Consider the following 14,920-nt stretch of genomic DNA (forward strand, 5'->3'; position numbering starts at 1 on the left):
TATTATATACTAATTTAGTCATTAAATCTATCGATAAAAAAATAAATGGCAGATAAAATCTACCATTTATTTTTATAAATTTTTAAAACTACAAAATTAGAACTTTAACTATTCTTTAATGTTTTTAACTTCAAAAGATGCACTAAAACCCCTAAAAATATTATTAAAATACTTACACGGCCATATATATTTTGTATAGAAAAAAAACTTTTTCCCATCCCTAAGGTCATTACAGTTATTGCAATTACTTTATTTTTGTATGTTATTCCTTTTTTTTCTTTATAATCCTTTATATATCTCCCAAATACTTTATTCTCCAATAAAAAATCATGAAACTTTTTAGAACTCCTTTCAAACAGAAATGCGGATAAAAGTAAAAATGGAGTCGTTGGTAATACTGGCAAAACTATTCCAATAACCCCTAAAAATAATGATAGGCATCCTAAAATTAAATATAGTTTCTTTTTCATAAAATATCCTCCTACTTAAACTTTATGTATTCTACCACAATTTTATTTGATTATCAAATATTTTTATATTTATATATATATTTTGATTGTAAAATGCCAATCGTTGTGTTATATTTATTTTGTCTATCAAGTATTTTTTATATAGGAGGTATTATGAATAAATATTTTATTTCACTGGGAGTTTTATTTTCTACTATGTCCTATTCTGCTACTACACAAGAAACTGGAATATTCCTGGAAAAAAGTATTATTTCTTCTATTGGATACGAAGAGTCCATACAGAATACAACAAAAAATATTCAAGTAATAACAAAAGAAGAGATTTCTGAAAAAAATTTTAAAAATATTGCTGAAGTATTAAATAGCTCACCTTTAATTACTATTACAAAAAATTCAATAGGTGAAACAATTCAAATGAGAGGTAGTGGAATTAATTCCAAAGCGACAGTTCAAGTTTTAGTTGACGGTACATCTATCAATCCAGTCGATATAAATCATGGAACATTACCGATAAATTCTATAGCTTTATCTTCAGTTGAAAGAATAGAAATTTTACCTGGAGGAAACGGTGTTCTCTATGGAGATGGTTTTACTGGTGGACTTGTTAATATTATTACAAAATCATCTGTAGATAAAACTGGTGGATATCTTGGGTATAGATACGGTAGTAAAAACGAAAATATTTTTGATGTTGGGACCTCTCTTAAAGTAAATGATTATGTATCATTTATTGTAAATTATTCAAAAGAAAATAGTCATACAAATAGAGATGATGAGAAAATTAATTCGGAACATCTTGACTTTACAACTTTATTGAATATTAGTGAAACTGATAAATTAAAATTACAGTATTCTTATTACAATAAGAAAAATAAAACAGCTAATCTTCTTACTAAGAATCAATTAAACAGCAACTCTTCTCAATCTGGAGTAGATTTTGATGGTTCATATTTAAAAAATAACTCAGGTAATAACTACCCTCTTTTAGAAGGAACAGGAGATACTTTAGATAAATCTGATTTAAGAAGAGATGAATTTTCTTTTAATTACAATAAACATTTTAATAATAAATTCGATTTTAATTTAAGTGGAAGTTATCAAAAAAATACAAATAATATAGCAACTAAAGAGTCTACATATGCAAATTTTGGTTCTATAGTGAATCCATTTGATTACAAAAATTATTATGCAGATAATATCGGTACTCTCACTGATGAAAAATTTAAAATCAATCCATCTTTAAAATATACTTATATGAATAATAGTTACTTAATTTTGGGCTATGACTATAAAGAACAAAAAAGTAAAAGAGATTTTGATAATTTTATGGATATGTATAAAATCTATAATTTATCAAGTAAAAAAGAAAGTAATGGTGTTTATCTTTTCAATAAAACATCTATCAACAAATTTGAATTTTTGCAAGGTTATAGAAGAGAGTGGACAAAGTATAACACTGTTAAAAATAGCCATTATTACCATAGGGTTAAGCCTATTTTCCTCAATGGCGGTTATGTAAACACTGGCTTAAAAACAGATTATATAAAAAAATCAATGCGTAACGATAGTTATGAATTTGCTATAAATTACTTATATTCTGACACTGGTAATATCTATACCCGTTTTGAAGAAAGTTTTAGAACTCCAGCTCCAACAGAATTTCAAGATAAAGACGGAACTGGCTATATCCTAAACGATTTAAAAGCTGAAACAAGCCAAACTTTAGAAATTGGAATTAAAGATTATTTTTTAGGAAGTTTTATTTCGTTGAACGGATTTATTGGCGAAACTAAAAATGAAATTTATTATACCGAAGTTTCTCATGGAAAAGAGTGGTACTACGGTAACTTTGGTAAAACAAAACGAAAAGGTATTGAATTAACATTAGAACAACTTTTTGGAAAATTCGTATTTTTTGAAAATTTAGCTTATATTGATACTGAGATTAAAGAAAATTCTAAAAATTCCACTTTAGAAGGAAAACAAGTTCCATATACTCCTAAAATAAATGCCAATTTAGGTACACTCATTAATTTTACAGATAATTTTAATTCTATATTATCTTTTAACTATAAAGACAAATATTACCTAGATAAAGCCAATAAATATGAAGCCAAAAATTTTATAACTTTAGATTTAAGTTTAAATTACATTTTCAATAATGGATTAAAAGTATACGGTGGTATCAATAATATTTTAAATAGAAATAACTACGATCAAGAAGGGGTTTCTAATAATGAAATTCTCTATGATCCAGCTAATGGACGAACTTTTTATTCAGGATTTACTTACACATTTTAATTAAAATTCATATTCTAGTTATTTTAAAAAAGCTAAGATTACACTTTTTTGGTTGACCCTTAGCTTTTTTATATATAAATTTCAAGTTAAAAATACCTTCTGAGATATCTTTTTTAAGTCGTAAACATACGTTTTTAGCGATTTTAACCTTTACCTGTATACTTTACTAATTTTTTTAAAGAAACCTCTTAAAACGTCTTTAAAAGCTATTAAAATCGATTTTATTTCCCAGACTTTTTTAATTGCCGTATATTTCATCTTCTAATTTTGATAAAATGTTTTCTATTCTAATTAATTTTTCGTCATTAAATTCATTATTACTTATAATTTTTAGAAAAGAAGATAATTTTTCTTTTATTCCTATCTTTTTTATATTACTATTTTCTTTAGCTTGATTTTGATTTAATAAAGATTTTTTTATCTCTTTTATTTTTTCCTTTGGATTTTCAGAACTTAGAATTTCTGATATGATTTCTTCATTTTCTTTTTCAATTTTTTTTTAAATCTTTTATTACTCTATCAGGAAGTTTATAAATAGTTGTTGAATCATATTGAATAGAAAGTTGTTTTCTATCTAAACAAAGATACACAAAATCTTTTTTAAATCCTAGATTTTCATACCATTTCCCAAACATACCATTTTTATTATTTGAAAATATTTTTTGAGCCTCTAAAAAGACATCTCCAAGTTCTTTTAAATTATCTTTTAGTAGATTTCCAGTATATATTGCTTTTTTCTCAAGTTCGATTAAATGTTCTTTATCTTCTTTGCTAAAATCTGCGTAATCGAATTTTGAATCAAACTTTTCTTTTTCTATTACAACTTCACTTTTTTTATAATTTGCTAACAATCCCATTTTGTAATTTCCTCCACTAAATTTTTATAATCTATCGCTGCTGTACATGTAGAATCTATTTGGTAAATGGAATTTTTATCAAGTCCTAGTAAATTTAATTTTGAACAAGTTCTTATTGTAGAATCAGTTGTTTTAAAATTTTCTTTTAAATGCTCATAAATTTCTTTATTTACTTTTTTCCTTTTATCCAATTTAGTTGGTAAAACTAAAGTATTTTTTATTTTTATATCCAATTCTTCTTCTGTTTGTTCTAATGTTTGAATTAAAAGATTTAATCCATCTAGTGCTAAAAGTTCAGTTTCACAAGGAATTAATATGTAATCTGAAGCATATAAAGCATTTATAGTGAATAAATTCATACTTGGAGGACAATCAATTATTATATAGTCATATGTTTTTTCTAATTTATTTAAAGCTTTTTTTAGTAATTTTTCTGTTCCAAATTTAGAAGTTAATTGTCTTTCTGCTAAATTAAGTATTAAGTTAGATGGGATTAAATCAAAATTTTTTGTTTCAAGAATTACATCATTAATATTTTTTTGATTTACTAAAATATCTTTTATTGTTAATTTAGGAGTTTCGGCTAGAGCTGTAAAAGTTAAACTCGCTTGTGGATCTGTATCAATTAATAAAACTTTTTTACTTTGTAATGATAATCCTGACCCAATACAATGTGTTGTTGTTGTTTTTCCTACTCCACCTTTAAAATTAATAATTGAAATTATTTTAGACATTTTTTCCTCCTGATTAAAGCTTATTTTTATTTGTTCTGTCGTAATATCTATTTTAACTAATTGATTTTTTTTATATCCTATTTTTTCAATTATTTCTTTATCTAAAGTGAATCTATAGAGCTTAGTATTTCCATTTGGTTGTATTATTAATGGTTGTCCCTGTTCATCTTTTTTTAAGATTATTTCTTTATTTTTAAGGTCATAAGAATATTTTAATGATTTAGGTTCATTCATTATTTTTATTCCTTTTATTGGAATATTCAAGTAAGCTGTTGATATTTTATTTTTTTTATTAAAAATTATGTTTATTTTTTTCTCGAAAATCATTTTTACTCCTTTAAGTAAATATCTTCGGTCATGACCGAAGATATTTTTAAGATAAAAGAAGTTTAGCTATTTTATAAGCTTCTTCTTCTGAATTAACAATATATTTTACTTTTTCTTGTTTACAATTTTTTTTAAAGTAAAGGGTTACTTCAATTCCACTTTTTAATAATGTTAATCTCATATTAAGCCTCCTTGGTTTTTAGAGAATGAAATAATATATTTTTATATTATTAAGAATACAATATATTTCCTTAAAAGTCAACGCATATTTAAAAAATAATAATAAAATGCGTTCTTTTATTTTTTAGAACATTGTTTATAGTTGTTTATATATTGTTATATATTGTTATATATTGTTATGTACAAAAAATAAGGGCCAAAAAATCAATTTATCCGTTGATTTATAAGGTGTTTTAAGGTTTTTTATGAATCCTCATTTAATGGGAGTATTCTTCCTCGTTTAGTGGGACTATCTATCCTCATTTAATGGGAGCTTCTTCCTCGTTTAGTGGGACTATCTATCCTCGTTTAATGGGAGTATATGAGTTTTGACTACTTTTTATCCTCACTTATTAGGAGTATTTTATAAAAAAAATGAAACTTCTTCATTATATGGGAGCATTTTACTTGAAAAATATAAATTTTTTAGGTATAATTTAATAAAAATAATAAAAAAAAATAGAATTAATAGATATATACCCATGTAATGACGAAAAAATTGTTGGAGTTGAGTTATGAAAATAGTAAAAAAGAAAAGCAACAATTTAAATTTTCAAGAAGTTATTGATACACCTGAAACGGAGATCGTTGAAGAAAATATAACCCTAGATGAGAGCTTCATAAAAAATAGAGCATTAATTAGAATGGATATGAATATTATTCAATATCCTATATTTAGTAAAAATACAAAAAGAAAAACTAATCAAATAGTTAAGTATTATTTCAACAACAATAGAGACACCTATATTACTGTGACACCAGCATCAGGCTATCATATTCCTGGTGAAATGGAAGAGAAGGTGTTTATTGTTTTAATGAAAATAATGAAGGATAAAGGAATGCCACAAAAGTTTTGGGTTACCCTAAGTGAGCTAAAAAAAGAGCTTGGTTTAAATACTAACCGAGCAAATGAGCTAATAAAGAAAAGTTTATTAAGAATAGCAAATACTTTTTATAGTTTTAAAAATACTATGTATTTTAATGAATTGAAATCAGTTTTAAAAGAGGAGATAACAAGATCTATTTTTGAGTTAGATATTGTTAGCTTAGAAAGAAAAGAAAATGCAGAAATTAAAGCTCAAATAAATGATAAAAGAATTAAGGAAATTTATCAGATAAAAATATCAGATTTTTTTTATAAAAATATATTGGCAAAGGGATATTTGGTTTATGATGCTGCAGTTTTACTGGATATAGAATCAAGTACTGCTAGAACAATATACATGTTAATTGAAAAACTTAGGTTTAATGAAATTTATTTAAAAATAGATGTTATGTATTTGATTAAAAGAATTCCGTTGAAATATGATAAGAGTAATATAGGGAGAACTGTAAAAACCTTAATAAAAAGTTTTCAAGAATTAAAAGATAAGACTTTAATAAAAAATTTTATTTTAGAAAAAGAGGGAACTTGGGAAAGTGCTGAGGTGGAAGTATTTTTCTATGATTTTACAGTTCAAGACAAGCAACAAAGATTTTTTGACGATTTAAACGAATTTAGACATTTAAGTCAAAGTCAGTTATTAGTCAGTCATACTGAAAATAAAGACTTACAAGACGAAAATGAAGAAAATTTAAATGAATTTATAGTTGTCACACCAGAAATGATAGAAGAAGTTTTAAAATTGATGCCCATAAAAGCAAGAAGTTTAAAAACAATGCCCAAAACGATTAAAGATGCTGTTGAAAATTATGGATTAGAAAAAGTTCGAAAAGTTGCAGTATACATGAAAAAAAATAAAGTTGATAAAGTGAGAGCCTATTTTATTAAGGCTTTAGAGAATGATTGGACAAAGGATGAAGAAGATATAGTCGTGGTTGAAAAAGAAGAAAAAGTTGAACTGCTTGATATAAATGAATTGGAGATTAGAGAGACTCCTATTGAAAATAAAATGACAAGGGAATCTTTAAAAAAGTTTAATGAACTATCAGAGGAGGAAAAGTTAGAGGTAGAAAAAGAAGCTTATCAATATTATATAAAAAAATGTGGACAAGATACAAAAATTCAAAAGATTGCATTTAAGGCTGGAAAAGCAACTATAGTGTGCGATTACTTAGAAGAAAAAAATTATTTTGATAAAAAATATGAAATTGATACACAAGAGATGAATTCTTTAGGTACAGATAAAAAGAAGTTAAATTTAGCAGAAATTTATAAGTCAATAAATGAAAAAATAACTTTTTATTCAGGATTATTAAATATGAATCCAGAACAGGAAACCGCATTAAGATTGGAGGTGGGAAAGGAAATTTTATTGAAGAAGAATTTGGAAAATCTTTTGGAAGAAGATATTATAGAAATGGTTCGATTAGTTGTTTTAAGAATGAATAATGAAAAAAATAAATAATATTTGGAGAAAGAATGTCATTTAAATTAGAAAAAGAAATTGAAAAATACTGTTCCTATAATGATCAAGAAGAGTCAGATAAAAGTATTTTATTAGATTTATTAAAAAGAGAAAAAAATATTTTTTCAAGAGAAAATAAGCTATGTCATTTTACTGCTTCATCTTGGATTGTAAATGAAGAAAAAACAAAAGTCTTGATGATTTATCATAATATCTATAATTCATGGGCTTGGACAGGAGGGCATGCTGATGAAGAAATAAATCTTTTAAAAGTAGCTATAACAGAAGCTAAAGAAGAAACTGGACTAAAAAATATAAAAGCTTTATCAGAAAATATTTTTTCCATTGAGATATTAACAGTGGATGGACATATAAAAAATGGTAGATATGTATCATCACATCTTCATTTAAATGTTACCTATTTATTAGAAGCAAAAGAAACAGATGTGTTATTTATTAAAGAAGATGAGAATAGCGGTGTTGCTTGGATAAAAATAGAGGAAAGTGAAGAGATTTCAAAAGAAGAAAATATGAAAGTTATTTACAAAAAATTGAATGATAAATTAAAAAAATATCTTCGGTCATGACCGAAGATATTTTTGGTTAAAAACTAAAGATTAGTATTAATAAGTTTTAACATTTGCTGTTTTGTCATAGCTCCTGGAATAGCAGTTTTAATTTCACCATCTTTTCCAATAATATATGTAGTTGGAAAAGCTCTAATTTTAAAATTATCAAAGTATATACCTGTTCTATCAAAAACTGTAGGAAAAGAGTAATTATTTTCTTGTAAAAAATATTTAATTTCATCAATATTTTTATCTTGTCCATTTAGATTTTCTTCTGTAACGGGATTTGTTATTCCAAGTATAATGACATCTTTTTTATTTTCTCCAAACTCTTTATAAAGTTCTTCGATATATGGCATTTCCTCTTTACAAGGCGGGCACCAGGTAGCCCAAAAATTTAGAAAGACAACTTTACCTTTGTAGTCAGATAAAATATGTTCGTTCCCATATTGATCTATTAGACGATAACTATCTTTATTTAAAACAGCATCCGAATTGTTAGATATTAAGCTATTGGATGGTGATGAAAGAAAATAATTAGATAGTTGGTTCGTATATCCAAAGAATGTAAGCGTACCTATAATTATTAGAAAAACTCCAGCAATTTTAACTGTATATTTTAAAAACTTTTGTTTAGATTTAAAGAAATTTAATAAAGTTGCCGTGAATAATCCAATTAGTAAAAAAGGAATAACAAACCCTAGAGAATAAATGAAAATTAATAAATTTCCAATAGTATTATCTTTCAAGCTAGCAGCTAAAATTAAAACTGAAGAAAGAATTGGACCTATACAGGGAGTCCAAGCAAAACTAAAAGTAAATCCAGTTATAAATGCTACGAGAGGTGTTATCCTTTTATTGGTGTAAGCAATTCTTTTTTCTTTATATAGAGGGTTTAATTTAATTATTCCAAGTTGAAATAAACCTAGAGCAATAATAATAATACCACCTATTTTAGATATTATATCTTTTTGACTAAATGCAATATCGCCGATTGCTGTAAAAGAAAATCCCAAAATAAAAAATGAAGTAGAAATACCAAATATAAAAAATAAGGTATTAAAAAAAACCTTTTTTTGATTATAGATAATATTTCCATAACAATCATTTTTTTTACCGTTTCCAGCTAGAAAGCTAAAATATATGGGAATTATAGGTATCACACACGGAGAAAAAAAAGAAAGAAATCCTCCTAAAAAAGTTAAAAAATAAAAAAGTAATCCAACTTCCATAGTAAACTCCTTTGTATTCAGTTATTATCAAAAGAATACAGTATTTTTTACGGAAAATCAAGAATATATTTTTACTAACTAATTTAGATTTTAATACTATATATTTTTTTTGATATATTCCTTACGAAGTGTTTCTACCACTTCATAAAAGTTATCTAAAATTAAATCCCAACAACATTTATTTTGTGCTGGTTTATAGTTTACCTTTAAAAAAGATAAAACCAAATTTTCTCTTTCATTCAAAAGAGTTGTATCAATTTTATTTAATTTTTCAATGACAGTATCATTATATAGAAAAAATAAATTATTATCTTTTGAAATATTTTCCAAAACTTTTCTAATGTCTTCAGTGTAGTAGTCATAAATAATGTCTTCTACGGATTTAGGTAAAGAGTCGTCGTTATAACTAGCTTCCACATCTTGGTCCAAATCTTCATATCCAACATTCCAATTTTTAAAAACGTAATTAATATGTTTTTCAATAAATTCTTGTTCAAACATTTTAAATCACTCCTTTTTAAAGGGATAACTATTCATTACTTTAACTCTTCTTTAAATAGTCCCATATTAATAGTGTCATAGTATTTACCGTATCTATACAATTCTTTTCTATTTCTTCCTTCCTCTTTAAAGCCTACAGCTTCATAACACTTTCTAGCAGCTTTATTAAATTCAAAATAATTTAATTTTATTTTGTGGATATTCATTTCTTCAAATAAAAATTTACAAAGAACCCTTAAAGTATCAGAACCAAAACCGTGACCATGATATTCTTTACCAATCCATAGTCCAATTGTAGCAACACTATTTTTTCTATCCAAACTATTGATTCCACATCCTCCAATATAGTTGTTACTTTCAAGATCTTCAATTGCAAAATTAAACAGTTCTCCATTAGGAGCTAAATTTTTCTCCATAAAGTTTTTTTGAAATTCATAAGATAATGGGAAAATGGTTCCAATTGACAAGGTGTCTCTTAAATTATTTTCCTCAATTAGTGATAAGACTCTTTCAACTTCAGTTGATTTATAGGCTCTAAGTTTGATTTTTTTACCTTTGAACATAAGAAAAACCTCCATCTTTAAGATATTGACACTTATATTACCCTTAAATTTTTTAAAAGTCAAATATTTCATTTTATTATTAATAACTTTACACTACATTTATAGATTATATATAGTTTAAACAGTAGTATTTATTTTATATAATTTAATTGAATAGAAAAATTTGCTATTATTATTGTATACAAAATTTGAATTTTTTTAGAGTTAGTGGAGGCAAAGTTGGATTATAAAGAAAAAGAGAAAGAACTAAAAGAAAAGTTAAAAAATTATACAATAGATGAGTTACTTGATTTAGTTATACTTGGTCTAAAGCAAGATATAATAGATAAAAATATAGATGAGCAAGAGAAAGTTTGTTAAAATTAAAATGGTATGAAAGAGGCTCAAATATATTATTTGAGCTTTTTATTTTATAAAGGTATTAGTGTCTATTGACAAATAATCTATAATTAATGTATTATTTACATAATTATATTTTAGGGAGGGACCTATGAAATTTGTTTTTAATCATTTTAATATTAATGTTTTAAATTTAGAAAAGAGTATAGAATTTTATAAGAAAGCATTAGGTTTAAAAGAAGTAAGAAGAAAAGAAGCAACAGATGGTAGTTTTATCTTAGTTTACATGGGTGATGGTGAAACAGGATTTACTATTGAACTTACATGGATAAGAGACAGAGAAGAACCATACAATTTAGGTGATGAAGAGTTTCATTTGGCTTTTGTAACTGATAACTATGAGGAAGCACATGAAAAACATAGAGAAATGGGATGCATCTGCTATGAAAATCCAGCTATGGGAATTTATTTTATAAATGATCCAGATGGATATTGGTTAGAGGTTATTCCTCCAAGAAAATAAATATGAAAAAGGAGAAGAAGAGATTCTCCTTTTTTATTATGTTAAAAAATTTATTTATAAAAAATATTGGAGGTTTATTATGGAAGATTTAAAAATTTATTATATCTATCACAGTTGCTTTGTAGTTGAAACAAGAAATTATGTTATAATATTTGATTATTTTAAAAATCCTGTAAAAAATGAAAAGGATGAGATATCGTTAAATGAAAAAATTTTAAATACTAAAAAGAAAGTATTAGTTTTTTCGTCTCACAGTCATTATGATCATTTTAATAAAGATATTTTTTCTTGGGAAAATAAATTTGGGATAATTGAATATATTTTAAGTAGCGATATATCTTTCGGTGATGAATTACAAAATTGTCATAAAATAAGTGAAAATGAAACTTTTGTTAAAGATAGAGTTAGGACAAAAGCATATGGTTCTACAGATTTAGGAGTTTCATTTTTAGTTGAAGCGGATGGAATAAAAATATTTCATGCGGGTGATTTAAACTGGTGGTATTGGAAGGATGATACTCCAGATGAAGAGAAATACATGAGAGAATATTACCAAAGAATTGTTAAAGAAATTAACGAAAATAAAGAGATAGATATAGTATTTTTTCCAATAGACCCTAGGTTAGAGGAGTTTTGTTATTTAGGTGGAGAATATTTTGCTGAGAGTGTAAAACCAAAAATAATGGTACCAATGCATTTTGATGAAAACTTTTATATATGTAAAGAGTTTAAAGAAAGAATTGCAAGATTTAATGTAGAAGGAGCTATAATAGAAAAAACTAACTTTTTACTAAAATTGGAAATCAATATTTAAATATCAGCTTAATAAACCCTAAACCTTGACTTTTATAAAAAAATAAAGTAGATAAAATACTAATTAAAATTTTATAAAAATATTAGGAGGGGCTTATGAATTTTTTAACTGATAATTTTGGATTTTTAATTAGTTTTAATATGATTGGAACACTGGCAATTGATTTAATTTCGTTATACATAGGATTATACATAAAAAATAACTCTAAATTTTTTAATAAATTTGGAATTCCAGCACCAGTTATTGGTGGAATACTATTTGCAGTAATACATCTAATTATAAAGCAATTAGGAATTGGAACAATAAAATATGATACAACTTTGCAAGATCCCTTTATGGTAGTATTTTTTACAACAATTGGAGTAGGTTCATCAATTGCAGCACTAAAAAAAGGTGGAAAACTTTTAGTTATATTTTGGTTATTAAGTGGAGTAATGACATTTATGCAAACGGTTATAGGAGTTGGAGTAGCTAAAATAACAAATATTCATCCTTTATATGGAGTTTTAGCTGGCTCTGTTTCTATGAGTGGAGGACATGGATCTGCTGGAGCCTTTGGGAAAACTGTCGAACAATTGGGTGTCATGGGAGCAAGTACAATGGCTCTATCTTCAGCAACCTTTGGTTTATTAGCTGGCGGATTACTAGGAGCACCATTAGCATTATATTTGATAAGAAAAAATGATTTAAAAGCAGTAAACATAGTTGGAAAGGATGATGTTAATTTTGAAGAGAAATTTTCATATCAAAATATAACAGCTGATGAATTATTAAAGCATATAGCTGTACTTTCAATAATAATGATGATAGGAACTAGTTTTTCATCTATGTTAAAATCATATTTCGATTTAGCTCTTCCATCTTATGTTGGCGCAATGTTTGTTGCAATAATTTTTAATAATTTAAATGTCAAATATAGTTTCATTAACTTAAATAGAAATTTAATTGATATTTTAGGAATAACTTCTTTAAATATATTCCTATCAATGGCTTTAATTTCTCTAAGATTATGGGAACTAGCTTCTTTAGCTGTACCAATGTTTTTAATTTTATTTGCTCAAGTTTTATTTATGGCATTTTTTACTAGTCAAATTGTATTTAAGGCAATGGGAAAAGATTATGATGCAGCTGTAATGGTTTCGGGAATGTGTGGTTCAGGGCTAGGAGCTACAACAAATGCAATGTTAAATATGGGTGAGATATCTGAAAGGCACGGATATACAGTTAACCCTTATTTAATAGTAACGTTAACAGGTGCATTTTTAATAGATATATTTCAAATGCCTGTAATTATTGGTGCAATAAATATGTTTAAATAAATTGAGATATTGAAGTGTATTAAAAACAAAAAAATTACATTAGTTGCCAAAATACAATACTATAAAAACTTTAATGGGTATAAATTGTAAATAAAGAACAGAATAAGAACATAGTTCTTAAAATTATATTCGAAACAAAAACATAGTTGACATAGATTTACGGATATGGTATCATTAATTGAAACCGATGATTAAGTAAATTTAATACCCCCCAAAAAATTTATTTAAATCTTTTTATTTTAACACTCCCCCGTGTTATGAAACTCTTCCTTTTCCCCAAAAAGGAAGAGTTTTTTATTTTTTAGTTGATTTTTGGATAAGAAAGGGTTATAATTCAGGTGACGATTAGAAAAAGTGGATACACTATAAATGGAAAAAGAGAAAGGAAACCGAGACCTTTCTCTTTTTATTTTTTGTAACTAATGTTATACTGTAAAAGCGGTTAACTCTTAAGAAGACCAGCCTTTCAATGGAAGGGGGTGTATTCATGTTAAAAATTCTAATCGTTATAGTTTTCTTTATCCTTACTAAAAATCTTTACTAGGGAAGAGATAACCGTTTTAGTTTGTTGGAACTCGGAACTCCAATAGACGGAAAGAGAGGGGAAACCCTCTTTTTTATTAATTTTAATAGGGGCATCTTTAACTATAAAAAATAAAATAAAAATTGATTTTTAAAATTAAAAAAGGTATGATTCTATCAAATAGTTTTTGGGGAGGGAGTAATGAAAACAATTAAACTATTAGAAAAATTGTCAAACTTACATGGTGCACCGGGTCATGAGGAGGAAGTGATAACTTTTATAGAGGATAATATGAAAGATTATGTTTGTGAAAGAGATTCAATAAATAATCTTTACATAAAAAGAACTAAAGAGATAAATAAACCTATTGTAGCATTAGATTGTCATAGTGATGAAGTTGGTTTTATAGTCGAAGGAATTAAAGCCAATGGAACTATAACATTCTTACCTCTAGGAGGATGGCATATAACAAATATTCCAGCACATTCTGTTGTTATAAAAAATTTTAAGGGAGAATATATAAAAGGGGTTGTATCTTCTAAACCACCACATTTTATGACGACTGAAGAAAAGCAAAAATTACCTAAGATAGAAGAGTTAGTTATAGATATTGGAACCAGTTCATATGAGGAAACTGTGGAGTTATACGGAATAGAAGTTGGAAATCCAATAACACCAGATGTAATGTTTTCATATGATGAAAAGATAGAAGTTGTTCGAGGGAAAGCTTTTGACAATAGGCTTGGGTGTGCTATTGTGATGGAAATAATGAAAGAATTAAAATTGAGCGAGTTAGGAGTTGAGCCAGTAGGTGTAGTGAGTGCTCAGGAAGAGGTTGGATTAAGAGGTGCTCAAGTAGCGGCAAATACATTAAAGCCCGATTTTGCTATTATTTTTGAAGGAGCACCAGCAGACGATACATTTCGGGATTCTTTCTCATCAAAAGGAGCGATAGGAAAAGGAATTCAACTTAGAGTTTTGGATGCTGGAATGGTTTCAAATCCAAGGGTTCAAGGGTATGTAAAAAATATAGCAATTAAAAATAATATTCCATTTCAAGTTATAGCAAGAAGTGGAGGAAGTACTAATGGATGTAAATATCATATTACCGAAAAAAGTATTCCAACGGTGGTTATAGGAATACCAACAAGATATATACATACTCACTATACATACGCTTCAGTAAAAGATTATAAAAATGCAATATTTTTAGGGAAAAAGATATTGGAAGAATTAACGAAAGATACAATAAAAAATTTTTAAATTTATAATAAAAAATGT

15 protein-coding genes are annotated in these 14,920 nt (G+C 26.1%); 8 read left to right on the forward strand and 7 right to left on the reverse strand.

Annotated features, from left to right (window positions below):
• Nucleotides 1-104: 104 nt before the first annotated feature.
• A complete protein-coding gene (locus ACWI69_RS00780; protein ID WP_448819966.1) occupies nucleotides 105-470 on the reverse strand; it encodes a YbaN family protein in 366 nt (121 codons plus the stop codon).
• Nucleotides 471-623: 153 nt separating this feature from the next.
• On the opposite strand from ACWI69_RS00780, the gene ACWI69_RS00785 reads away from it, so the two are divergent.
• Nucleotides 624-2,771: a TonB-dependent receptor gene (locus ACWI69_RS00785; RefSeq protein ID WP_448819967.1), complete on the forward strand. Its 2,148-nt coding sequence runs from the start codon at nucleotides 624-626 to the stop codon at nucleotides 2,769-2,771.
• A 488-nt stretch (nucleotides 2,772-3,259) separates the two neighbouring features.
• Here ACWI69_RS00785 and ACWI69_RS00790 read toward each other — a convergent pair whose 3' ends face one another.
• From ACWI69_RS00790 to ACWI69_RS00800, 3 genes are read right to left on the reverse strand one after another with little or no spacing between them, the layout of a single operon-like run.
• Nucleotides 3,260-3,628, reverse strand: a complete 369-nt coding sequence (locus tag ACWI69_RS00790) for a hypothetical protein (RefSeq protein WP_448819968.1) — start codon at nucleotides 3,626-3,628, stop codon at nucleotides 3,260-3,262.
• The gene (locus ACWI69_RS00795; protein WP_448819969.1) at nucleotides 3,616-4,689 is read right to left on the reverse strand and encodes a ParA family protein; all 1,074 of its coding nucleotides are present in this window, start codon (nucleotides 4,687-4,689) and stop codon (nucleotides 3,616-3,618) included. Before ACWI69_RS00795 ends, ACWI69_RS00790 begins: the two co-directional genes overlap by 13 nt.
• 46 nt (nucleotides 4,690-4,735) lie before the next feature.
• Nucleotides 4,736-4,870 carry a hypothetical protein gene (locus tag ACWI69_RS00800; RefSeq protein WP_448819970.1) on the reverse strand — a complete coding sequence of 45 codons (135 nt, stop codon included), beginning with the start codon at nucleotides 4,868-4,870 and terminating at the stop codon, nucleotides 4,736-4,738.
• A 553-nt stretch (nucleotides 4,871-5,423) separates the two neighbouring features.
• Between ACWI69_RS00800 and ACWI69_RS00805 the strand changes: the two genes are divergently transcribed.
• Both ACWI69_RS00805 and ACWI69_RS00810 read left to right on the forward strand, forming a co-directional pair.
• A complete protein-coding gene (locus tag ACWI69_RS00805) occupies nucleotides 5,424-7,256 on the forward strand; it encodes a hypothetical protein (RefSeq protein WP_448819971.1) in 1,833 nt (610 codons plus the stop codon).
• Between the two features lie 14 nt (nucleotides 7,257-7,270).
• Entirely contained in the window at nucleotides 7,271-7,843 is a 573-nt protein-coding gene (locus tag ACWI69_RS00810; RefSeq protein ID WP_448819972.1) for an NUDIX hydrolase, read from the forward strand.
• Between the two features lie 23 nt (nucleotides 7,844-7,866).
• On the opposite strand, the gene ACWI69_RS00815 is transcribed toward ACWI69_RS00810, so the two are convergent.
• The 3 genes from ACWI69_RS00815 to ACWI69_RS00825 form a co-directional block, all read right to left on the reverse strand.
• The gene (locus ACWI69_RS00815) at nucleotides 7,867-9,057 is read right to left on the reverse strand and encodes a redoxin domain-containing protein (protein ID WP_448819973.1); all 1,191 of its coding nucleotides are present in this window, start codon (nucleotides 9,055-9,057) and stop codon (nucleotides 7,867-7,869) included.
• Between the two features lie 96 nt (nucleotides 9,058-9,153).
• A complete protein-coding gene (locus tag ACWI69_RS00820; RefSeq protein WP_448819974.1) occupies nucleotides 9,154-9,558 on the reverse strand; it encodes a hypothetical protein in 405 nt (134 codons plus the stop codon).
• A 35-nt stretch (nucleotides 9,559-9,593) separates the two neighbouring features.
• Nucleotides 9,594-10,121, reverse strand: coding sequence for a GNAT family N-acetyltransferase (locus tag ACWI69_RS00825; protein ID WP_448819975.1), 528 nt, complete (start codon nucleotides 10,119-10,121; stop codon nucleotides 9,594-9,596).
• 219 nt (nucleotides 10,122-10,340) lie between these two features.
• On the opposite strand from ACWI69_RS00825, the gene ACWI69_RS00830 reads away from it, so the two are divergent.
• The 5 genes from ACWI69_RS00830 (at nucleotide 10,341) to ACWI69_RS00850 (ending at nucleotide 14,902) form a co-directional block, all read left to right on the forward strand.
• Complete coding sequence (locus tag ACWI69_RS00830; protein WP_448819976.1) at nucleotides 10,341-10,481, forward strand: hypothetical protein; 141 nt, start codon at nucleotides 10,341-10,343, stop codon at nucleotides 10,479-10,481.
• A 130-nt stretch (nucleotides 10,482-10,611) separates the two neighbouring features.
• Entirely contained in the window at nucleotides 10,612-10,983 is a 372-nt protein-coding gene (locus ACWI69_RS00835) for a VOC family protein (protein WP_448819977.1), read from the forward strand.
• A 79-nt stretch (nucleotides 10,984-11,062) separates the two neighbouring features.
• A complete protein-coding gene (locus ACWI69_RS00840; protein ID WP_448819978.1) occupies nucleotides 11,063-11,797 on the forward strand; it encodes an MBL fold metallo-hydrolase in 735 nt (244 codons plus the stop codon).
• A gap of 95 nt (nucleotides 11,798-11,892) precedes the next feature.
• Nucleotides 11,893-13,116: a sodium/glutamate symporter gene (gltS, locus tag ACWI69_RS00845; RefSeq protein ID WP_448819979.1), complete on the forward strand. Its 1,224-nt coding sequence runs from the start codon at nucleotides 11,893-11,895 to the stop codon at nucleotides 13,114-13,116.
• Between the two features lie 724 nt (nucleotides 13,117-13,840).
• Nucleotides 13,841-14,902, forward strand: a complete 1,062-nt coding sequence (locus ACWI69_RS00850; RefSeq protein WP_448819980.1) for a M42 family metallopeptidase — start codon at nucleotides 13,841-13,843, stop codon at nucleotides 14,900-14,902.
• Nucleotides 14,903-14,920: the final 18 nt, after the last annotated feature.

Source organism: Cetobacterium sp., from assembly GCF_977044495.1.